Origin of the sequence: Bacillus sp. FSL W8-0645 (assembly GCF_038007905.1) — a bacterium.
GTDB classification, from domain to species: domain Bacteria; phylum Bacillota; class Bacilli; order Bacillales; family Bacillaceae; genus Bacillus; species Bacillus pumilus.
Window position 1 is genome coordinate 375,495 of record NZ_JBBOYC010000001.1, and the last position, 24,775, is coordinate 400,269.

Annotated in this window: 3 protein-coding genes; all 3 read left to right on the forward strand. The window is 46.0% G+C overall.

The features are described from left to right. Positions 1 to 14 precede the first annotated feature (14 nt). The 3 genes from NST39_RS01965 to NST39_RS01975 all read left to right on the forward strand — a co-directional run bounded on the left by NST39_RS01965 (position 15) and on the right by NST39_RS01975 (position 24,775). The gene (locus NST39_RS01965) at positions 15 to 10,703 is read left to right on the forward strand and encodes a non-ribosomal peptide synthetase (protein WP_341026697.1); all 10,689 of its coding nucleotides are present in this window, start codon (positions 15 to 17) and stop codon (positions 10,701 to 10,703) included. A 44-nt stretch (positions 10,704 to 10,747) separates the two neighbouring features. Next, complete coding sequence (locus NST39_RS01970) at positions 10,748 to 14,581, forward strand: non-ribosomal peptide synthetase (protein ID WP_341026699.1); 3,834 nt, start codon at positions 10,748 to 10,750, stop codon at positions 14,579 to 14,581. Between the two features lie 63 nt (positions 14,582 to 14,644). Beyond that, a complete protein-coding gene (locus NST39_RS01975) occupies positions 14,645 to 24,775 on the forward strand; it encodes a non-ribosomal peptide synthetase (RefSeq protein WP_341026701.1) in 10,131 nt (3,376 codons plus the stop codon).

The window sequence follows — 24,775 nt, forward strand, 5'->3', positions numbered from 1 at the left end:
GAAGAGGTGGACATATGAGCAAGCAGAAGATTCAAAAGGTATATCCTTTAACACCCATGCAGGAGGGCATGCTTTATCATGCCATGCTAGACCCTAATTCCTCCTCTTATTTCACACAGCTTGAGCTTGGAATAAGCGGAGAGTTTGATCACGTTCTTTTTGAAAAAAGTCTCAATGAGCTCATACGGACATATGACATTCTCCGTACAGCCTTTGTCTATCAACAATTACAAAAGCCTCGTCAGGTTGTACTGGCTGAACGTCATCTCGATGTGTATCGAGAGGATCTATCTCATCTGAATCATCAAGAGCAGCAAAAGGTATTGGATCAATATAAAAAACAAGTGAGAAAGCAAGGATTTCATTTAACAAATGATCTGTTATTGAAGGTCGCTGTTTTTCAACTAAATGAAACAAATTGGCATCTAATTTGGAGCAACCATCACATCATCATGGATGGTTGGTCCATGGGTGTTTTAATGAAAAAACTGTTTCATTACTATGAATCTTTTCGGAACGGTCGAACGCCGGATCGCTCACAGGGTAAGCCTTATGCAGATTATATCCAGTGGCTTGGAAAGCAAAACAAACAAGAAGCGGAAAGCTATTGGCAAAAGCGTCTAGATGGAGCGGTTCAGCATCAAGGGCTGCTGCAGCAAAAAGAAGCGAACGGACAATACGACCATCAGGAATGGACATTTACATGGGATGCTCAAACGGTACAAGCCATTCAAAATGTAGCAAGACAATGCCAAGTGACAGCCCCGAACCTGTTTCAGGCTGTCTGGTCTGTTCTTTTAGGCATCTATCATGCAGCTGATGATGTCACATTCGGCACCGTTGTATCGGGCAGACCTCCAAGTGTATCTGGAATTGAGCGCATGGCAGGGCTGTTTATCAATACGATACCCGTTCGAGTGACATTGGATCAGAAGCAGACGTTCAAACAGTTGTTTCAAAAGGTACAGCAGCATGCACTGGAAGCGGAAAACTATGATTTTATGCCGCTTTATGACATTCAGCAGAAAACAGCTGCTGGAGGGCAGCTCTTTGATCATTTGGTTGGGTTTGAAAACTATCCTTTAGATCAGGAGCTGTCTGGTGACACCATGTCTGCGCGTCTTGGTTTTTCCATTGATGTAAAGGGCGGATTTGAACAAACGAATTTTGACCTAAATGTCCTTGTGTATCCCGGTGAAACGTGGACATTGAAAATCAAATACAACGCCATAGCTTTTGAAGAAAAGGTCATAGAAAACATATCGAAACATCTAACCAATCTCATGAAGCAAATCATCCAAAACCCTGAAGTACGCCTTCATGACGTGACATGTATCACAGAAGAAGAGAAGCAGCAGATAAAAGCGTGGAATCAGACGGAGCGAGATTATCCGAAGCATCTGTCTATTCCTGAGCTGCTCAAAGAACGTATGAAGGCGCAGCCTGACCATCTGGCATTAGTTGAAGGCGACCGAACATTCACGTACGAAGAGCTTGGACAAGAAATCCGTCGTTTGGCTGGCAGTCTTATTGAGAAAGGCGTACAGCCCGGGGATGCTGTGGCGGTGTATTTGAACCGATCAGCTGATGCGGTGATCGCCATCTTAGCAGTTTTACACGCAGGGGCAGCTTATGTGCCGATTGATCCTTCGCAGCCTGAAGAAAGAATCCGATTTATGCTTGAGGACAGTGGCGCATCCATTTTGCTTCATGCTGACAGTCAGCCGCCAGTTGATGAACAGATCAAGGCTGTACATGTGACGAGTAAGCCTCATCACTCACACATGGATGTATCAGCCCGGACGTCTCCATCTCACTTGGCGTATATCATGTATACATCGGGATCAACTGGACAGCCAAAAGGGGTGCAAATTGAGCATCAGCATATTGTGAGATTAGCATGTTCTCAGGAAAATTTAGGTTTGAACACTTCGGATCGTATGGCGCATACAGGGGCAGTCAGCTTTGATGCCATTACCTTTGAAATCTTCACCACGCTACTGGGTGGTGCGACGCTGTATCCTGTTGACCGTGATACTTTATTAAATATCCATCGATTCGAACAATTTATCCAAACACATCAGATCACGACGCTCTTTTTAACGACTGGATTATTTAATCAGCTCGCTCAGCAACGGCCGCAAATGTTCAAAGGATTAACCACATTAATTACAGGCGGTGACGTGATCAATGTGAAGAGTGCGGAGCTTGTGAAACAGCATCATCCAGCACTTGTCTTGCTGAATGCCTATGGTCCAACAGAAAATACAACCATCTCGACCATTTACGAAGTAAGAGGAGATGAAACGGGTCCGATTCCAATTGGTCAGCCGATTAACCATTCGTCGGCTTATATTTTAGATGATGATCAACGATTGCAGCCAATTGGAGCGCCAGGAGAGCTGTATGTTGGCGGAGATGGTGTCGCAAGAGGATATCTCCATCGTCCAGATTTGACCAATCAAGTATTCTTGGCAGATCCTTTTAAACCGTCAGGCCGTTTGTATCGAACAGGGGATTTGGCTCGGTATGGCGCAGATGGCCAGATCGAATTCCTCGGCCGGACAGATGATCAGGTGAAAATTCGAGGCTTCCGTATTGAGCTTGGTGAAATTGAAACAGTGCTTCAGCAAAAAGTGGGCATAGATGATGCGGTTGTGCTTGTCCATTCGTTTTCCTCAGATGAAAAGGAAATCACCGCTTACTTCACAGGGACAATGACAGAAGAAGAAGTGCGAGATTTATTTAATCAAGAGCTCCCGGCATATATGGTGCCGCACCATGTGATGAAGCTGGATGCTTTTATGCTCACATCGAACGGCAAGGTAGATCGAAAAGCTTTACCAAAGCCGGACGAAGCGTATCAGGAGAAAAAGGAAATCATTCCGCCTGAGACGGAGACAGAAAAGGCACTCGCTCAAATTTGGGAGGAGCTCCTTGGAAAAACGGTCGGAGTAGATGAACATTTCTTCATGGCTGGCGGGCACTCTCTCAAAGCGATGATGATGTCCGCGAAGATTCAAGAGGTGCTTCAAAAGGAAATGCCGATTCAAGTGATTTTTGAGAAGCCGACGATTCGTTCATTAGCGGCATATATCGATCAGGGTGGTCAAGAAGAAATGGGGCATCCGATTTTACCAGCAGAGCAGGCGGACGAATATCCGGTATCACCAGCTCAGCGTCGTTTATACATTTTGCAGACACTCGAACCAGACAGCACGAATTATCATATTCCAATCGTCTTAACGCTTGAAGGAACACTCCAATATCAGCGGCTCAAAGCAGCGTTCGATCAGTTGATCCAAACGCACGAAATCCTAAGAACAAGTTTTCATATGAATGGAGAAGACATTGTTCAAAGAGTGAATGATTGGACGGCATTTGATCTTCCCGTCCATGACATCAAGGAAGAAGAGGCGGAAGCATTTCTTTCTGAACGTCAGACGCCATTTGATTTAACAGCGGCACCCCTTTTGCGAGCCCAGTTGTTGAAGGTCAGTGAAAACCGTCATCTTCTTGTCTTGGAAGCACATCATCTCATTACAGATGGCAGCTCCATGAAGACGTTCATACAAGATTTGGCGAAGGCCTATGATGGCGAAGCTCTTGCAGAAAGAGCCATTCATTATAAAGATTACGCTGTCTGGCAGTTAAGTGAAGAAGAGACGGAGAAACAGAAGGAGCATGAAGCCTATTGGTTGAAGCAATTCGAAGGAGAATTGCCAGTATTAGAGCTGCCAACTGATTATTCGCGTCCAGCGGAACGTGATTTTTCAGGAGAACGATTCATGTTTGGCTGTGATCAAGCGACGACTCAGCGGATTCATGACCTGCTTCAGAAAACAGATACGACCATGTATATGTTCTTGTTATCTGCTTTTCAGGTGCTGCTTGCCACCTATAGCGGTCAGGAAGATATCATCGTAGGTTCCCCTGTTGCAGGACGGACACATCCTGATATACAGGACATGCCGGGGATGTTTATCAACACCGTTGCGATGCGCGGAAAACCAGAACAAACAAAGACATTTTTACAGCTGCTTGAAGAAATAAAAGAAATGAGTGTTGATGCTTTTGCTCATCAAAGCTATCCGCTTGAAGAGTTAATTGCACGTCTTCCGTTAGATCGTGATACAACCCGAAGCCCGCTCTTTAGCGTGTCATTTAACATGCAGAACATGGAGGTTCCCGCGCTAAAGCTCGGCGACCTGCACATTTCGCCTTATGCCATACAGCATCACTCAGTCAAATTTGACTTGTCTCTAGAAGCATTTGAACGAGAGGGAGCATTAAAGCTGAGCTTTGACTATGCAGCGGTGTTATTTAATGAAGAGACGGTCCGCAGATTCGGAACTCATCTTCTAGCGATTATTCGTGAAGCGGTCCAACACCCGGAGAAACAGATCGGATTGCTCCCTATTCTTGAACAGCATGAGCAAATAGAGCGGTTGGAGAAAAAAGACGAAGTGCAAACAAATCATCATGAGCCTTTCCACGTCCAATTTTCACGTCAGGCAAAGGAAACACCAGATGCCATTGCGGTGATGGATGATCAACGGAAGCTCACTTACCGCGAGCTGGAAGACATGTCAAATGCAATTGGCAGTGAACTGAAGATACGAGGCGTCGAGAAAGAAAAGACTGTAGCGCTGATTCTTGATCGCTCTGTCTATGTCATCGTTTCAATGCTTGGTGTGATGAAAGCAGGGGGTGCATTTGTACCAATTGATCCGGCCTTCCCTGCGGAACGTATCAATTACACGTTAGAAGATTCAGGTGCACAAGTGATCGTAACAAATGAGTCTCTTGCAGGGGCCTATCAACATCACAAGTCGATTCAGGTCGTGCAGATTGAAAAAGCAGTACAGCAAAGCCGCACGCTAGATTTGCCGGAAGCATCAGCCGATCAACTTGCGTATGTGATTTACACATCTGGGACAACAGGAAAACCGAAGGGTGTTCAGCTTACGCATCGTAATCTATCACACTACGTTAACTGGCTGACAAATGAGGTGACATTGCAAGAATGCGATCGGACGGCACTTCTTTCTTCTTATGCATACGATCTTGGTTACACAAGCATTTTCCCTGTCTTAAAGGCAGGAGGAACCCTGTATGTGCCTCGTGAAGATGTGTATACAGACCCGGTACGACTCATGCGTTTAATTGATGAACAAGAGCTGACTTATATCAAAATGACACCATCCTTATTTCATATGATGGCAGATTCGAAAGATCATGCATTTAACGCTTTACGCCTTGTCATACTTGGAGGAGAACCGATTGTCTCTGAGGACGTTGAGATATTTATGGAACAGCATCCATGTGTGGCTGTGATGAACCACTACGGCCCGACAGAGACAACCATTGGAACTGTGACCAAGCTGATCACAAAGCAAGAGCTAGGCGAATTGAAGGATCGCTCTGTGATCGGACAGCCAATTGCTCACACAAGAGCGCTCGCACTCAATCGTCAGCAGCGCCTCGTTCCGTATGGCGCACCTGGAGAGCTTTATATATCAGGGGAAGGTGTATCGAGAGGGTATTTGAATCAGCCTGAATTAACGGCAGAGCGTTTTCTAGAAAATCCGTATTTTCCTGAAGAGCGGATGTATCGTACAGGAGATTTGGTCAGACAGCATGCAAATGGAGAGATTGAGTTTCTTGGAAGAATAGATGATCAGGTGAAAATCCGCGGCTATCGTATTGAGAAGCAGGAAATTGAGCATGCCGCACGTGCACGATTATCCATTCAAGAGGTGTATGTCAAAGTACTTCATATGTCCCGTTTACCAGAGCTTGCACTTTATTACACGTCGCCTGAACCGATTGGAACACTGACGTTTAGAGAAAAGCTTGCGGAGACACTGCCGGATTATATGATCCCAACGTACTTTGTCAAAGTCGACCACATCCCGCTCACGCAAAACGGAAAGGTAGATGCGAAATCTCTGCCGCTTCCGCACGAGGTGCATATGAATCGCGCGGTGCATGTAGCACCAGAAACGGCACTTGAGCAGACGCTTTGCGATATGTGGTCAGAAGTACTTGCGGTTGAACAAATAGGTGTGCATGATCACTTCTTTGAATTGGGAGGTCATTCCCTCAAAGGCATGGTGCTCATTTCAAAAATGCAAGCCAAGCTGAACAAGCATGTGCCGCTCAAAGTCCTTTTTGAAAAGCCAACGATACGTGCGATGGCAGCTTATTTAGAAGAAGTGGGTTCCTCGGACATGACATCCATTCAGCCGGCGGAGAAGCAAGATTTCTATCCTGTCTCTTCTGCTCAAAAGCGGATGTATGTGTTGCAGCAGCTGCATCCAGAAGCAGTGACTTACCATATGCCTGCCATATTGATGATGGAAGGCAGTCTAGATGTAAAGCAGCTAGAAGAAGCGCTGCAAGCCTTGATCGAACGACATGAATCATTGCGGACAGCCTTTGTAGAAATTGATGGCGTACCCGTTCAAAAAGTGTATCGCCGAGTGCCATTTACGTTAGAGGTTGTTGAAGTAGAGAAAGGTCATGAGCAACCTGTCATAGACGCATTCATCACCCCATTCTCATTACATCAAGCACCATTAATGAGGGCAAAGGTGGCGAAACTTTCTGATGAGAAATATGTGTTCATGATGGATATGCACCATATCATCGCAGATGGTGTCACACGCAGTCTGCTCATTCAAGAATTGGCAGAGCTGTATGAGAAAAAGACGTTACCGCCAGTTCAGCTTCACTACAAGGATTATGCAGTATGGCAGCAGGAAGAAAAGCAGCAAGCGCTGCTCGAGAAACAGCGTCAATATTGGCTGGAGCAATACGCAGAGCCACCTGAAGATTTGGAACTGCCACTTGATTTTCCGCGTCCTCATGTCCAGTCATTTGAAGGAGACCGAGTCGATAGATGGTTATCTCCTGAGAAGGTGCAGACCATTAAAGCACTCATGGCTGAAAAAGGTGTAAGCATGAACATGGTCATGCAAACGGCATTTGCTATTTTCCTTTCCAAATTAACTGGGCAGACAGATATCGTCATAGGCGCTGTCACAGCAGGACGTACACATGCTTCAATCGAACGGGTTCCAGGCATGTTTGTGAATACACTGGCTCTTCGACATGAAGTGCAGCTCGAGGAAACCACAGCACAATTGCTGGAAAAAATGAAAGATCGAAGTCTATCAGCCTATGAACATCAAGAATTTCCGTTTGAAGAATTGGTGGCACAGTTAGATCTGCCGAAAGACACGAGCCGCAACCCATTGTTTAGTGTCATGCTGACAACAGATGACCGTGATATGACGTTACCGAATCTAAATGGACTCAAGCTTTCGCAAAAACAGCAAGAGACAGTTCATGCAAAATTTGATGTAACGCTCGGTGTATTTGAAGAACAAGATCAAGTGGGCTTACGCTTTGAATATGCAACGGCGCTGTTTAAAAAGAAGACCATTCAGCGTTGGAGTCGATATTATGAACAAATCATAGACGAGATGCTGGCGAAGCTAAATGAACCAATTTCATCGCTTTCGATCTTAACAGAAGAGGAAAAACAAGAGCTGATCAATGAATGGTCAGGCCCTGTCCTAGACGTTCCGTCAGATCAAAACGTTCATGAACTGATTGAGGCTAAGGTATTTGAAGCACCGCACCAAAAAGCGGCGACCTTCTGCGGAACAAGCTGGACGTATGAAGAACTCAACAGCCGGGCAAATACAGTCGCTTCAAGACTCATTTCAAACGACATAAAACGAGGAGACCGTGTCGGTATTTTCACTCGCCCATCACTTGACATGACGGCAGCCGTCCTTGGCGTCCTCAAGGCAGGTGCGACATTCGTTCCAATCGATGCGGATTATCCGGATCAGCGTATTGCCTACATGCTGGATGACTGCGGGGCAGAGGTTCTTCTCATGCAAAAAGGACTGACTGCACCATCTTCATTCACAGGTCATGTTCTGCATATAGAAGATGCCGTAAAAGGAGAAGCACAAGAAATTCAGGTTCATTTCAAACCAACAGATCTCGCCTATATGATTTACACGTCTGGAACAACAGGACAGCCGAAGGGTGTCATGGTCGAACACCAGTCCCTTGTCAATCTTGCGTTCTGGCACAATGATGCCTTCCAAGTGACAAACGCGGATCGAACCGCCAAATATGCCGGCTTTGGCTTTGACGCCTCTATTTGGGAAATGTTCCCGACATGGATTGCCGGCGCAGAGCTGCACATCATTGATGAAGCAATTCGTCTCGATATGATCAAGCTCAATGCGTATTTCAATGACGAAAATATCACCATTGCATTCCTGCCGACCCAGCTATGCGAGCAGTTTATGTCAATGGACAATCACTCCTTGCGTTACTTACTAACAGGCGGAGACAAGCTGAAACAGGTAAAACCAGTTCCTTATCAACTCGTGAATAACTACGGTCCAACAGAAAACACCGTCGTGGCGACAAGTGGGATCATCAATCCAGATCAAGGCACGCTTCCGATTGGAACAGCGATTGCCAATACCCGTTTTTACATTATGTGTTCGTTATATGACCTCTCGCCGCCAGGCGTACCGGGTGAGCTCGTGATCGCAGGAAAAGGGCTGGCAAGAGGGTACTGGAATCTTCCAGAAGAAACCAACAAACGATTTGTCCCAGATCCATTTTATCCAGATGAGCGCATGTACCTGACAGGTGATTTGGTGAAATGGACAGAGGGTGGCGAACTGATCTATCTCGGCAGAAAAGACCATCAGGTCAACATTCGAGGCTTCCGGATTGAGCTGTCAGAAATTGAGGCGCAGCTTCTTGCACTTTCGGAAGTCAAAGAAGCAGTCGTGACAACGGTGCAAGATACCAGCGAACAAGATGCGCTTGTCGCTTACGTCATCACAGATGAAGAAACGGCCGACATGAAAGAAAGCTTAAAACGCACGTTGCCAGACTATATGGTCCCTTCATGGATCATCAAGCTAGACCACCTGCCGATGACGGCAAATGGAAAAGTCGATCTGAAAGCATTGCCAGCACCAAATATGGAAGCCAACCAAACGGCATACGAAGCGCCAAGAGACGAAGTCGAAACACTACTTTGCGGCATTTGGGAAGACGTGCTTGGCGTCAGCCAAGTCGGCATTCACGATCACTTCTTCTTCCTTGGCGGAGACTCGATTAAAGGCATTCAAATGGCAAGCAGGCTCACACAAGCGGGCTGGAAGCTTGATATGAAACTACTATTCCAGTACCCAACGATTGCGGAGCTACGCCCATATATCGAAGAAGCTGATCAACTGACAGCTGACCAATCATCGGTTGAAGGGGAAGTCATGTTGACTCCAATTCAACGCTGGTTCTTTGAACGAACATTCACTGACCAGCATCATTGGAATCTCTCGATGATGCTTCATGCGCCAAATGGATTTGACCTTTTGATGACAGAACAAGTGATGCAGAAATTACTTTCACATCATGATGCACTGCGCATGGTATACAGGCAAGAGGATGGCAGCATCCTGCAATACAATCAGCGCGAGCTCACTGAACCAATTGCGGTTATTTCTCATGATGTCTCTAAAGAGCACGATGTGAAAAAAGCCATTTCCACCTATGCCAACGAGTATCAGCGTCAGCTGAACCTCGAAACAGGTCCATTGATGAAAGTGATCTGTTTCTGTGCAAAAGATGGCGATCACTTACTTATCGTGACACACCATCTTGTGATTGATGGTGTCTCATGCCGAATTTTACTAGAGGACTTTATGTCTCTTTATCAACAGGCAGTTCAAGGACAAACACTCGTCCTACCGCCTAAAACCCACTCCTTTAAAGAATGGGCAGAGGCGATCGAACGATACGCACAGTCTAAGCCGTTAAAAAGCCAAAGTGAGTACTGGAATGAGATTGACAGGACTCCAATCACCACTTTACCTGTTGATCATGAAGTAACGAAAAGAAAAGTTGCTCAAACAAAAGCAGTACAGATGCAGCTTTCAGAGTCTGAAACCGAGCATCTTTTGACCGACATTCATCTACCGTACACAACGGAAATGAACGATATTCTTCTATGTGCGCTCGGTCTTGCCGTTCAGGAGTGGACAGGTGAGTCCCATGTACATGTGCAGCTTGAAGGTCATGGAAGAGAGGATATTTTATCAGGACTGGATGTCTCCCGCACGGTTGGCTGGTTTACGAGTATGTATCCAGTCGTACTGAAAGCAAAGCCGGATCAGAGCATAGCTGAGGAGATTAAAGGAACGAAAGAAATGCTGCGGCGTGTTCCGAATAAAGGGATCGGCTACGGGATTTTAAAATATCTCACTGAGTCGTCAGGAAAACATGTACAACCTGAAATCAGCTTGAACTATCTTGGGCAGATTGATCAGGAAGTGACGACAGAACTCTTTGGACCATCCACCTATGATATGGGACGACAAGCAAGCCCTGATTCAGAAGCTGTCTATAAGCTGAACCTCAGTGGTCTTGTTCAACACAATCGATTCATGTTGTCTTGTTCATATTGTTCAGATGAATATGATGAACAGACGATACAGCAGTTCATGGCATTGCTAAAGGAAAAAATACAATCCATCATGACTCATTGTTTAGCGCAGCACGAACGAGAATTTACGCCAAGTGATTTCTCTGCTGGTGACCTTGATATGGATGAAATGGACGATATATTTGACATGCTTGAGGAGAAATTGACCTAACAACATGAGATCAGTCATAAAAACGGGAAGGGAGGATGAAATAGATGAGTTCATTTAAAAGGGATCAAGTTCAAGACATGTATTATCTGTCACCGATGCAAGAAGGCATGCTGTTTCATACCCTCCATCACCAAGAAAAGGGCTTTTATGTAGAGCAAATGGATATGAACGTAAAGGGCACACTGCGCCATGACTTACTTGAGAAAAGCATGAATGTCATCGTGGAGCGATACGATATTTTTCGTACCGTATTTCTCCACGAAAAAGTGAAGCGCCCTGTCCAAGTTGTGCTGAAGAAACGTCCTTTTATGCTTGATGTGGTGGACATGCAGAATCTTTCTGAAGACGAACAGCTTGTACGTCTTGAGACATTTAAACAACAGGATCGCCTGAGAGGATTTGACCTTTCGAAGGATGCTCTCATGCGGGCAACTGTTTTCCAAACGGGCCCTGCCAGCTATCGCTGGATATGGAGCTATCATCATATCCTTCTTGATGGCTGGTGCTTTGGGCTTGTGGTGCAGGAGTTATTTGCGATTTATCATGCCCTTTTACATGACATCCCTTACAAGCTGGAACCGGTTAAACCGTACAAAGAATATATTCAATGGCTTGAAAAACAAGATCAACAAGCATCACTTCAATATTGGCAGCAATCATTAGCCGGGTTTGATGGACAATCTACCTTTAAAGAACAGAGAAAGCAAACGAATGAACATGAATTAGGCGAGATGGAATGGTCGATGAGTAAGGCAGAAACGGCTGCTTTATCAGAGTTAGCGTTCCAGCAAAATGCGACGTTAAGCAGTGTGCTGCAATCGGTCTGGTCAATTCTGCTGAGCAGATATCAGCGTTCAAATGATGTGCTGTTTGGCACGGTTGTGTCGGGGCGTCCGGCAGATTTGGCTGGTGTTGACAGAATGGTTGGCTTGTTCATCAATGTCATCCCAAGAAGAATTCAGCTGACAGATGACATGACATTCCGTTCTCTTCTGTCAGAAACGCAGCAGCAGTCTCTTGCGGCTGAGCCGCATCAATATATTCCGATTTATGATATTCAGGCAAAGACAGGACATCAGCCACTCATTGATCATATTGTCGTGTTTGAAAATGTCCCAGCCGCAAAGAAGGACGAGCAAGAGGCGTGGTTAGGATTTACTGTGGAAAACATAAATGTGTATGAAAAATCGAACTATGATCTCAATTTGCTGGCATCACCAGGAGAACAATTGCAATTGAAGCTGGCCTTTAACAAAAAAGCATTTGATCCTCAATTTGTTCAACGGTTAAAGGAGCAGCTGAGTCTATTGATGAGCGAGGCGATCAAGCATCCTGATCAATCGGTTCATACACTTACACTTGTCACGAAACAAGAAAAGCAGCTGATTCTTGAGGAATGGAATGCGGCCGAGCTTGAGCATGACCAGCTATATTTGTCTAAATGGTTTGAGCATAATGTCCGCAAACAGCCGAATGCGGTCGCATTATCAGCAGATGAGCACACGATGACATATGCGAAGCTGAATGAACAAGCCAACCGATTAGCAAGACATTTGCAAAAAAATGGGGTCACGCATCAAACGGTCATCGCCATTTTAGCCGGCCGCACGCCTGAACTAATTGTCAGCCTGCTGGCTGTCTTAAAAGCAGGTGCAATCTATGTGCCTATTGATCCCGATTACCCCGAAAGCCGCATTCAATACATGCTTAAAGACAGCGGGGCAACGCATCTTCTGACTCACTCATCCTTTATCGGTCAAGTGAAGGCACTTGCGTTTGATGGAAAGTATCTGTTTGCAGATGATCAAGAAATTTCACTGATGAGCTCAGAGAATCTGCCGCTTGAAGCAGGTTTACACGATACGGCTTACATCATGTATACGTCTGGTACAACAGGTCAGCCAAAAGGCATCATGACGACCCATTCGAATATTGCCCGGGTGGTCAAAAATACAAACTACTTAACCATTTCAGAAACAGATATACTGCTGTCATTATCCAACAGCGTATTTGATGGCTTTACATTTGATGTGTATGGCGCACTTTTAAACGGAGCGAAGCTTGTCTTGCCGAAAAAAGAAACCATTTTAAACATGGGCGAGCTGACGGGATTGATTAAAAGGGAAAACATTTCTGTCATGTTTGTTCCAACGGCATTATTTAATCTCCTTGTTGATGAAGAAACCGACTGGATGCGCAGTGTGCGCAAGGTGCTATTTGGCGGAGAGCGGGCATCGGTACAGCATGTGAGGAAAGCCTTTGCTGTCATGGGGAAAGGCAGACTCATCAATGTCTATGGCCCAACCGAATCAACAGTATTCGCCACTTATTATCCAGTCGATGAGGCTCTGCCGATGGAAGCCCGTTCGATTCCAATCGGAAAGCCGCTCAACCAGACGGGTGCTTATATATTGAGCCAGCACAGGCAGCTTCAGCCGATTGGAATGGTCGGAGAGCTTTGTCTGAGCGGCAAAGGGCTTGCGAAGGGGTATTTGAATCGTCCTGATCTGACAAAACAAGCCTTTATCGCGCATCCATTCGCTGCGGGAGAAAGGCTGTATCGTACAGGAGACTTGGCTTATTTTCGAACGGACGGTTTGATTGAGTATGCAGGCAGAGTGGATGATCAGGTGAAAATTCGCGGTCACCGAATTGAGCTGACAGAAATTGAAGCCCACCTTCTCATGCATACAGGTGTAAAACAAGTGGCCCTTATAGCTGATCAGCATAACACGCAGCATACAAGGCTGCTCGCCTATATGACGTGTGAGGAGGAGTGGAAGGATAAACTGGATGTGATCAAATCAGGGCTGAAGGAAAAACTTCCGGCTTACATGCAGCCTCATGAGCTGATCAGACTTGAGAAAATGCCACTTACGCCAAATGGAAAGGTTGATAAACGTCAGCTGCCAAAGCCAGAGGTGTCTCAAGGAAACCGTCATGTGAAGCTTCCGATAAATGAGGTAGAACAAAAGCTACTTGTGATGTGGCGGGAAGTGCTTGAACGAGAAGATATCAGCACAGATGACCATTTCTTTGAGCTTGGCGGGCATTCATTAAAAGCGATGTCGCTTTTATCCAAGGTGTCGAAGGAATTCGATGTTCAGATGCCTATTCACTTGCTGTTTGAGACGCCTACCATTGAAGCAATCAGCCGTTATATTCAACAGCAGGATCAGGAAGCCGCCGGCTATCTTGTATTCAATGAATCTCAAACGCCAACAGTCTTTGCTCTACCGCCATTACCAGGCTATGGCTTTATCTATCAGGAAGCCGCAAAAACGCTCGATGGTGTTCGTTTGATCGCCTTTGACTTTATTGAAGCTGATCACCGAATCACGCAATACGTTCAGCATATCCAGCACCTTCAGCCTGAAGGGCCGCTGATTTTGATGGGTTACTCTGGCGGGTGCTACCTAGCCTTTGAGCTTGTTCAATCGCTCGAACAAGCAGGGCGGACCGTCGAAAAGGTCATCATGATCGATTCCTATAAGAAAATAGGAGAAAGTGATTTAGAAGGACGATCCATTGATGAAGATATTGCCGCGATCGTCCATCAGTCGAGGCAAGGTGAACTGGCCCAAGCGGAGCTCATTCAAGACGAGCTTGCTCAAAAAACGAGGGCTTACTATGAAACTTTTGTTAAGGGGGTGAACCAGGGAGAGATACAAGCAGACATTGATTTTATCCAATCCGAAGAGCACATCGCGATACCAGACTGGATGGAAAGTTGGGAAGCTGCGACGACCGGCGCTTATCGCCAATATCAAGGCTATGGTCAGCACGCGGACATGTTCAAAAACAAAGAATGTGCCGCCCGAAATGCACAGCTAATTAAAGAAATAGTCCATCATAAAAATAGAGAAATAGTCTTGTAAACTTTAGATGAGGCAGGGGTGCACACTGGCAGCCCTGCCTGTCAAAAAAGGGAAGGAACTCATATGAAACCATCAATCATTAATCAATCGAATGTACATGAATCAATGGATACGATTTTACAAGATGTACAGAATACCATTTTACAAACCAACGAAATCGAACGCTTCGCTGTTTTTTCTCGTGAAAAAACCATTCGACCTCGGCCATATCACCTCTCTCATTTATTTCTAGACCATCACATGGAGCAGGAGGCCGCAGCTGAATGGATACAAACGCAAATGGCTTCACCTGCTTTAGCGGACATGCCCCCAGCCATTTCCTATGGAGGGGATATAGATGTTCGTGCAGGAGCTCAAACCTTGCAGGACGCTCTAACTGAGGCAGCCAAAACAACAAATGGGCTGACTTATATCATCAATAGTGAAAATGAACTCACGCAATCCTACGCGCAGTTAAAGGAGGATGCCGAGCGAGTTCTGACGGGTTTAAAGGCACTAGGCCTTGAGCCTGGAGATCCTGTGTTCTTTCAATTTTCATCGAATCATGCGATGGTCACGGCCTTTTGGGCATGTGTATTAGGCGGATTTGTCCCAACACTTGTATCAGCAGCCCCGACCTATCGGGAAATGAACGCCTCAGTGAAGAAGCTTCATCACGCTTGGAACCTGCTGGAGCATCCGCTCATTCTCACAGATGACTCGCTGATTGATGAGGTGCAAGGATTAGCTTTACTGTGGCATACAGATCAATTACGTGTTGCAGCCGTTGAACCAATGCTTACTTTAGAAAGAGATCTAGAAGCACACCCAGTCACGCCCGATGATTCCGTCTTTTTTATCTTAACGTCTGGAAGTACAGGGATGCCCAAATGCGTAGAGCATTCTCATAGAAGTGTGCTGGCAAATGTCAAAGGAACAGTGGCAGCCAATGGGTTTGCACAAGAAGATGTCTCATTAGACTGGATGCCATTAGATCATATTGGCGGCATTGTCATGTTCCATCTTGTCAATGTGTACACAGGCTGTGAGCAAATTCGGGCAAGAACAGATGACTTCATCGCTCAGCCGCTGCGCTGGCTTGACTGGATGGACCGCTATCGTGCAACGAAGACATGGGCACCTAACTTCGCATTTGCGATGATCAATGATTATGAGAAAGAAATCTCTTCAGGGTCTTGGGATCTTTCTGCTATGACTTGTATGATCAATGGGGCAGAAGCGGTCGTACCGAAGACGATCCACCGGTTTTTACACCTGCTCGCTCCGCACGGCTTAAAAGGAGACGTCATCAGACCGGCATTCGGCATGTCAGAAATCTCATCAGCTGTTGTCTTCTCTTTTGCGATTGAGCGGGGAGATGAAAACAGCGGGGTGCTGACCTTTGAAGAAACATCGCTGACAGAGCAGCTAAGACCAGCGAAGGCACGCGAGACAGGAACCGTCAGCTTTGCAGAGCTCGGGAAACCGATTCCGGGTATCACGATTCGTATCGTCAACCATGAGCATGAGCTTCTTCCCGAAGATCATATTGGCAGCGTGCAAATCAAAGGGCCGACGACAATGAAGGGCTATTACAAGAATGACGAAGCGAATCGAGAGGTTTTTCAAACAGAGGGCTGGTTCCACACGGGTGATTTAGGATTTCTGCATGAAGGAAGGCTGACATTAACCGGTAGAGAAAAAGACATGATCATCATCAACGGGAAAAATTATCACAACTATGAAATTGAAGCCATGGCAGAGGAAGTACCCGGCGTAGAAACAAGTTTTGTGGCAGCTTGCTCCGTTCGGATGGAGGCATCTGCATCCGATGAACTGATTCTCTTTTTTACACCGAAGCTGTATGAGCCTGCTTATATCATGAGGGCTAGCCAGCATATCAAAACCCATATTGCAACAAAAATGGGTCTTTATGCATCAAGGATTATTCCTGTCCAGAAGCATGCCTTTCCGAAAACAAGCTCTGGAAAAATAGAAAGGGCACAGCTCAAGACAAGGTGGCAGGAAGGTGAATTCGACGAAATCATCAAGGAAATGGACATCAGACTTGAAAATGAACACACCTTGCCTGATTGGAGTTATCAAAAGAAGTGGACACCCGCTCCGCTTCATGAAACCGAAAAGCAAACAGCAGGGGACATGGTGATCTTTGCAGATGAGTTAGGGCTTGCAGATCAATTGAAATTCCTCTCAAACCATGAACAAACCTATATCACGGTTGAGCCGGGTCAAGCATTCACACAACTCACACCCACTCACTTCATCATCCACCCGAATCGGCCGTCAGACTACGAACAACTCTTTGAGACGCTCCGTTCGTATGGGGTTTCGGTGAAACAAATCATTCACCTTTGGAACTACACAAACAAGAAAGACACAATACAGGCGGAAATAGCGAAGGAAGCACAGAAAGCTGGCAGCATGAGTGCATTGTATGTAACAAAAGCGATCGCCGCCTATGAGGAACCTGTAGAGATGACCTTTGTCTCCGCTCATGCGATGAATTTGCCAGAAGACAAAGTACATCATGTGGAAAAAGCAACAACAGCGGGATTGATGACAGCTGTTCAGCATGAATGGCCGTTTATCAAGGTGCGATGTCTTGATTTTTCTCTAACAGAATCGGTTGGTCATTCTCATGTATCGGCGATCATGACAGAGCTCATACATGGCACAAGTCATCATGTCGCTGCTTATCGCGAAGGTGTTCGTTATATTCCTCTTATAGCGCCGCTTCATCTGGAAAGGGAACAAAAGAGGAAAAAACCGCCATTTGAATCATCGGGGCTTTACGTGATGACAGGCGGGCTTGGCGGAATAGGACGGATGCTAAGTGAGCATCTTCTAACATCCTATCAAGCGCATCTTGTGCTGCTTGGAAGAAAGGCACGGGAAGCTTTATCTGCGGAGCAGCAAGACGTATTGACCTCACTTGAGAAACAAGCGGAAAAACGCGGCGGCACTGTTCATTATGAAGAAGTGGACTTGACGGACGCAAAAGGTATTGAAGCGCTCATCTCAAGACAAGAGGTGGCTCGGGGCAAAAGGCTGCATGGCGTGATTCATTTCGCTGGCATCATTCAAGAAGAGCTGCTTGCTGACATGACGTCTGTGTCCTTACATGCGATGTACGAAGCAAAGGTATATGGCACGATTGCGCTTCATGAAGCGGCTTCTAAACGGCAGAACGTCTTATTTCTTTCTAGCTCATCAGCACGAACGTTAAAGGGTGGGATGACCGTAGGCGCTTATTGCGCTGCCAATGAGTTCGTTGAACAATTTGCTCATTATCAGAAGCTGACATCTACCGTGAAGCCGTACTGCTTTAGCTTTAGCATGTGGGATGAGATCGGCATGAGCGAGGGTTCGATGATCAAAGGCATCTTAAAAGAAAGAGGCTATCTTCCGATTACGAAGCGGGCGGGCTTGCAGACGATGCTGGCATGTTTGATGACAGATGCACCTCTCATTTATATGGGATTAGATCGGTCGAAGCAGGACATTCAAGAGATGCTTCATGCGAAGAGCCGAACAGAGAAAGCCGTGTATGTCTTTTACAAAACCGACAAAACAAAAGCCATTGAAGAACGGCTGTATCAGTCCATTTATACGTGTTTGCAGACTCATCTATCTGGTGAATATTCCGTCCATCTATTTCCTGAGGAATACTGGAAAGAATCAGAGGATGGCATGCCGGATGAAGCGCATTTCAAAGCACTCATTGAGGATAGTGGACAGGAAGCCGAGGACAGAGCGCCTCAAACGGAGACGGAGAAACTTTTGGCAAGCATTTGGTCCGAGCTGCTTGATGTCTCAAATGTCAGCTGTGGTGATCATTTCTTTCTACTCGGGGGTCATTCGCTCAAGGCAACGCAAATGCTGTCTGCGGTGAGACAAAGAATGGGATTTGACGTGCCGCTCGCTGTTCTTTTTGAGCATACGAGACTTGGGGAATTAGCGGCATGGATCGATTCGCATGCAAAAGTGGATGAAGCGGTACAGGTGCGGAAAATGGAAAAGGGTCAGGAGATTCCGATGTCTTATGCCCAGCAAAGACAGTGGTTTCTCTATCAATTACAGCCTGATCTGCCATTTTACAATAATACAATTTCCTTTCGGATGAATGGCCCTTTAGATGTGAAGGTGCTTCAGCGCAGTCTTCAGCAAATGGTGCAAAGGCATGAGTCGCTTAGAACGTCCTTTACCATGAGCGGCGATGAACCGGTGCAGATCATCCATGAGCATATGACCCTTCCAGAGCTTGAAGTGGTGGATCTATCAGATCTGACGTCACAGGAAGAAAAAGAACAAAAAGCGGCTGAATGGGCAAAAAGTGAGGCGAGCACACCTTTCCACTTAGAGCGTGATCCGCTCTTTCGGGTAAAACTAATTCGCTTGTCGGAAACTGATCATTTGCTGCTAATGTCCATTCACCACATTGTGTCAGATGGCTGGTCGGTTGGGATTGCCGCAAGAGAGCTGTCTGAATGGTATACAGCGATGATTGACCGCCGAGAACCTGATCTTTCACCGCTGCCGATTCAATATGCGGATTACACCCTATGGCAGAAGGAGTATTTGACTGGAGAGACGCTGCAAAAGCAGGTTTCCTATTGGAAGGAGCAATTTGCAGTCCCTGTAGAAGATTTGGTTTTGCCGTATGACTACCCGCGGCCAGCCGTTCAATCCTACAAGGGAAAAACGAAAAAATACCACCTGTCGAAGTCGCTTTCAGAGCAGCTGGCTGAGCTTTCTAAAAAAACTGACAGTACCCTTTATATGACGCTACTGACTGCCTTTTCTACATTGCTTCACCGTTTGTCTTCACAGGATGAGTTTGTGATTGGGTCAGTCATTGCTGGGAGAAATCGGACGGAGATGGAGCAGCTCATCGGATTTTTCGTCAATACGCTGGCACTTCGGATCGATCATAGCGGGAATCCTGCTTTCACTGACCTATTAGAACGGGTGAAAGAAACAACAATGGGCGCTTATGCGCATCAGGATGTGCCGTTTGAAATGGTCGTAGATGAGCTGAATATTGTACGTGAAGCTGGCAAACAGCCGCTGTTTCAGGTCATGTTCGTTTTGCAAAATCTGCCGCTTGAGGCTTCTCCGATGGGAGAGGCGACATCTGTTTTAGCCATTGAAGATAACGATACCGCCAAATTCGATCTATCTCTGTTTGTTTTTGAAGGAGCGGAGGGTCTTCAACTAAAACTGGAGTATGATGTGGACTTATTTTCTGACGACACGATGGACCGGTTCCTTCGGTACTACGAGCATCTGCTTGAGCGTATTTGTGAAAATCCAGCACAGCCGATTAGACAAATGAATTACCTGCCAGAAAAAGAGAAGCATCAGCTGCTCTATGAATGGAGCGGCAAAACAGATCAGCATGCAGGCCCGCTTCTCATCACGGAACGGTTTGAAGCCCAGGTGAGAAAGTCACCCGATGCCATCGCTCTCGAATTCGGGGAAGAGCAGTGGACGTATCGTGTGTTACAAGAGAAAGTCGACCGGCTTGCGGCTTCTCTTCAGCAGCGAGGTGTGACACCGCATGAACCAGTAGGGCTGCTCATCGATAGGTCGCCTGAAATGATTCTTGGGGTGCTGGCGATTGTGAAAGCAGGAGGCGCCTATGTGCCGATTGATCCTGAATATCCAGATGCCCGCATTGATTATATGCTGAGGGATACAGGTATTCAGCTGTTACTGACAAAGAATGAATGGCTGAAAAAGGTGTCCATCAGTCAAACCGAACTCATTTGTCTTGATGAGGGATATGAAGAATTTTTATCAGAAGCAGAACTCATACCTGCTGCCTTAAAACCTGATGGACTCGCTTATATCAATTACACCTCAGGATCAACTGGACAGCCAAAAGGGGTATTGATCCCGCATCAAGCAGTCATCCGGCTTGTCTGTGAAACAGATTATGTCACCCTTGATGAACATACGCGTATTTTACAAATCGCCAGCTTCTCCTTTGATGCCTTTACGTATGAAATATGGGGAGCTCTTCTAAACGGGGGAAGACTGATTCTCACCGATCGAAATACGGTTTTATCAATGGATACACTGGCTAACACGCTGACATCATACAAGATCACAACAGGATTTCTGACAGTGCCGCTGTTCAACCGATTGACAGAGGAACATCCAGAAGCTTTATCTGGATTCGATGCATTATTGGTCGGTGGTGATGCGCTCTCAGCTGCTCATATTCGTAAGGCACTACCGTATTTACCTGAAGGGCTTTTAAACGGCTATGGACCAACTGAAAACACGACGTTCTCTTGTGTGCATCACATTCACTCATTAGACGAAGGGCAGACGACCGTCCCTATCGGTCAGCCAATTGCTTATTCACAAGCCTATGTATTAGACGACCAGCTGCAGCCGGTTCCGCAAGGTGTCATTGGAGAGATTTATGTTGGGGGAACAGGGCTGGCACTAGGTTACCTTGGAGATGAAGAAAAAACATCGCAATCATTTATCCCGCATCCTTTCCATAAAGGAGAGCGTTTATATAAAACAGGTGATATGGGCCGCTGGCTCCCAAATGGCATCATCGACTGCCTTGGAAGAATCGATCATCAAGTGAAAATACGCGGACATCGCGTCGAATGTGGAGAAATTGAAGTCGCTATGCTGAGTGTTGAAGACATCATAGAATGTGCGGTCATTCCGCATCAGCACGAGAGTGGTCATAAGCGCCTCATCGGTTACTTTGTCCAAAAAGGTGCATGGACCCAGCAAGACCTTCGCCGCAAATTAAATGATAGACTGCCAGATTATATGGTACCGAGCCTATTCATAGAGCTCGAGGAACTGCCGCTCACGCCAAACGGCAAGGTAGATCAAAAGCGTCTCCCGCCGCCAGTGTGGAGACAGGAAGAAGCAGACAAACCAACAGATCAAGCACTCAGTGAGGAAGAACGAGTGCTGGAAAAGGTGTGGACTCAGCTTCTTGGCACTCCTTCAATCGGTGTTCATGATAACTACTTTGAGCTTGGCGGTGATTCTATTATTGTCATACAAATGGTGGCACGCCTAGCACAGGAAGGCTACATCATACAGCCGAGAGATGTATTTGAAAAACAGACCATTTCACAGCTGGCACGCGCTATGAAAAAAGCAGATGTATCTGTGTCCTATGATCAATCACCTGTTACAGGAAATGTTCGTCTGCTTCCAATCCAATCTTGGTTTCTTGAACAATCGATGACAAACCAAGATTATTGGAATCTATCAGCGCATATTGAATTCAAGCAATCGATACAACCTGAGCAGTTAACACAAGTTCTTTCAAAGCTTGTCGATCATCACGATATGCTGAGAGCCATTTATACAAAAGCAGCAGACGGTACATGGATTCAAACCGTTCGCGCGCCTGGCATCATTCCTTGTGTCACTTTCGTTGATTTGACGGATATTTCTCACGAGGAAGCGCTAGAGCAAATTCGCTTGGAGACAAGCGCTTGTCAAGGAACATTGTCATTAGAGCGGGGAGAAGTGATCAAAGCCATTCTTTTTCAGACAAGTGATCGTACGTCTGAACTCTTTATCGCAGCCCACCATCTTGTGATGGATGGAATATCGTGGCGCATCATACAGGAAGATGTATTAAATGGGTTAAAGCAGGCTGCGGCAGGGCAGGAGATCACGCTTGCAAAGAAAACCGCTTCCTATCAGCAGTGGGCAGAGGCACTCTATGAATATGCACAAACCGATCAATTACAAGAGCAGGTTCCTTTTTGGGAAAAGATCATGAATCAAGAGGAAGAAGGTTCTCCTTTTCAACCACCTGCGCTTTTCAATATAGAAGAACATGCAGAGATCTTGACTGTTCAATTGACGAAGGATCAAACAGACATTTTACTAAGGCACGCATCACAAGCGTACCGAACAGAGGTCAACGATTTACTCCTGTCAGCACTTGCGCAAGCTGTTGGAAAGCCAATACTGATCACGTTAGAAGGGCACGGACGCGAGGATTTATTTGAACAGATGGATTTGTCACGGACAGTCGGCTGGTTTACAAGCTCTTATCCTATTTTTATTCCTTTTATTCAAACCGATGTTGAGAGACAAATTAAAGATGTCAAAGAAACCTTAAGAGCTGTGCCGCAAAAGGGGATCGGCTATGGCTTACTTCAATACATGACAGCATCTCGTTTACTTAAAACGGCAGCGCCGCAGGTGAGCTTTAATTACCTTGGACAGTTAGATCAAATAGATGGTGAGGCAAATCTGTATATTGCAGATGAGCGAAATGGACATGTACATGACCCAAAAGCAGAAAGACAGCATTTGATCGATGTGTACGGATACGTTGTCAGTGGTCAGCTTCAGATGAATTTTATGATCAATCGTGAACTGCTTCAGGAGGAAGAAGTGCGTCAGTTACCTGAACGATTTAAAGAAAAAATGGAGGACATTTTGACGCATTGTGTAGAGGCAAAAGGTGGCTTTACGCCATCTGATTTTCCAATGGTTCAGCTTACGCAAAAGCAAATAGATGAGCTTCCAGACAATGTGGTAGATGTGTATCCGTTATCTCCGATGCAGCAAGGGATGCTGTTTCATGCACTATTAGATCAAGCATCACAGGCGTATTTTGGTCAGGTGCATATGACACTCGTAGGCTTAACGGACGGCGAAGCCTATGAAAAAGCATGGAATCTGCTTGTGGAACGTCATTCGATTTTACGGACAAGATTTGCTTGGGAGGGGCTAAAGGAGCCGGTCCAATTGATTCAATCAAAAGGTATCATTCACCTCACTCAGCACGATGTGCGCCACCTGAGTGAAATGGATCAGAAGAAAACCATTGAGCAGTATTTACAAACCGATCGTTCAAAGGATTTTGAATTAGAAGATGCGGCTGAACCGCTCATTCGTATAGCTTTCTTCCATCGTGATGAGAAAACTTGCACGTTTGTTTTTAGCTTTCATCATATTTTAATTGATGGCTGGAGCCTGTTCGGCTTGATTGAGGAATCCTTTTCAATATATCGCTCGCTTGTGGATGAACGAGAGATGAACCTTCCTGCTGTGCGTCCATATAAAGATTTTATCGAGTGGCTGCAAAAGCAGGATCAAGAGAAGGCGCAAGAGTTCTGGAAACATTATATGTCAGGAGTAGAGGAAGCCACGCCACTACCAGGAGACGGAGAGCAAGCTTCGGATGAAGGAGCAGGTATTGATCAGATTAGTATCAAACTGACGCCTGAAATGCAGGAAAAGCTGGAGAAAATGACAGGGACACAGAAGGTCACGATGAGCACACTGATTCAGGCGGGATGGGGTCTGCTCTTGCACCTTCATTCAGGCTCAGAGGATGTTGTGTTCGGTGTCACAGTATCTGGCCGGCCGGCGGACTTACCAGAGGTTGAAAGCATGACAGGTCTCTTTATTAACACCTTGCCGCTCCGTTTGCCGATCACACCAGACAGGACCATTGCCGAGCTGCTTACGCAGACGCAGGAAACGGTTTTTCACATGCGAGAATTCGAGTATACCGTACTGCCAGATATTCAGCAGATGACCCAAATCCCGAATGGAGAATCATTGTTTAACAGCATTGTCGTGTTTGAAAACTACCCGATTGAATCTGTAGAGCCGTATGGTGTACGGATCTTAGACATAGCCAGTCATGAAGAAACAAACTATGAGCTGACCCTTGTGGCTGTCCCGGGAGATACGCTGGAGCTTCGGGTCACATACCGCATCAATCAATATAAAGAAAAACAAATACAATCGCTGATGCAGCAGCTGGTCCACACACTTGAAGCCATGACAGAACAAGTGGAGACATCACTTTCTTCCTTCACGATCGTGACAAATAAAGAAAAAGAGTGGATGATCACCGATTGGGCGAAAAACGCACAAGTCAGCGTGCTGTACCCAGATCAAGAAGAGGTCTACTCAGGTGTGCATGATCCTTCGTGTGAGACAGAAATCTATGTCCTGAGCGAAGAGCATCAGCTCATGCCGGTAGGGTTTCCTGGAGATATTTTTATCGGTGCAGATGATATCAAGGCACTTTGCGGAGAGCTTGCCGATTGGATGGAGACGCATAAAATTCCGCATCCATTCAAACATCAAACAGGCGAATACCTCTATCCGACAGGTGATGTCGGCGTTTGGACTGAAAAAAACAAGATTCGAATTTTGGATTGGGTGTAG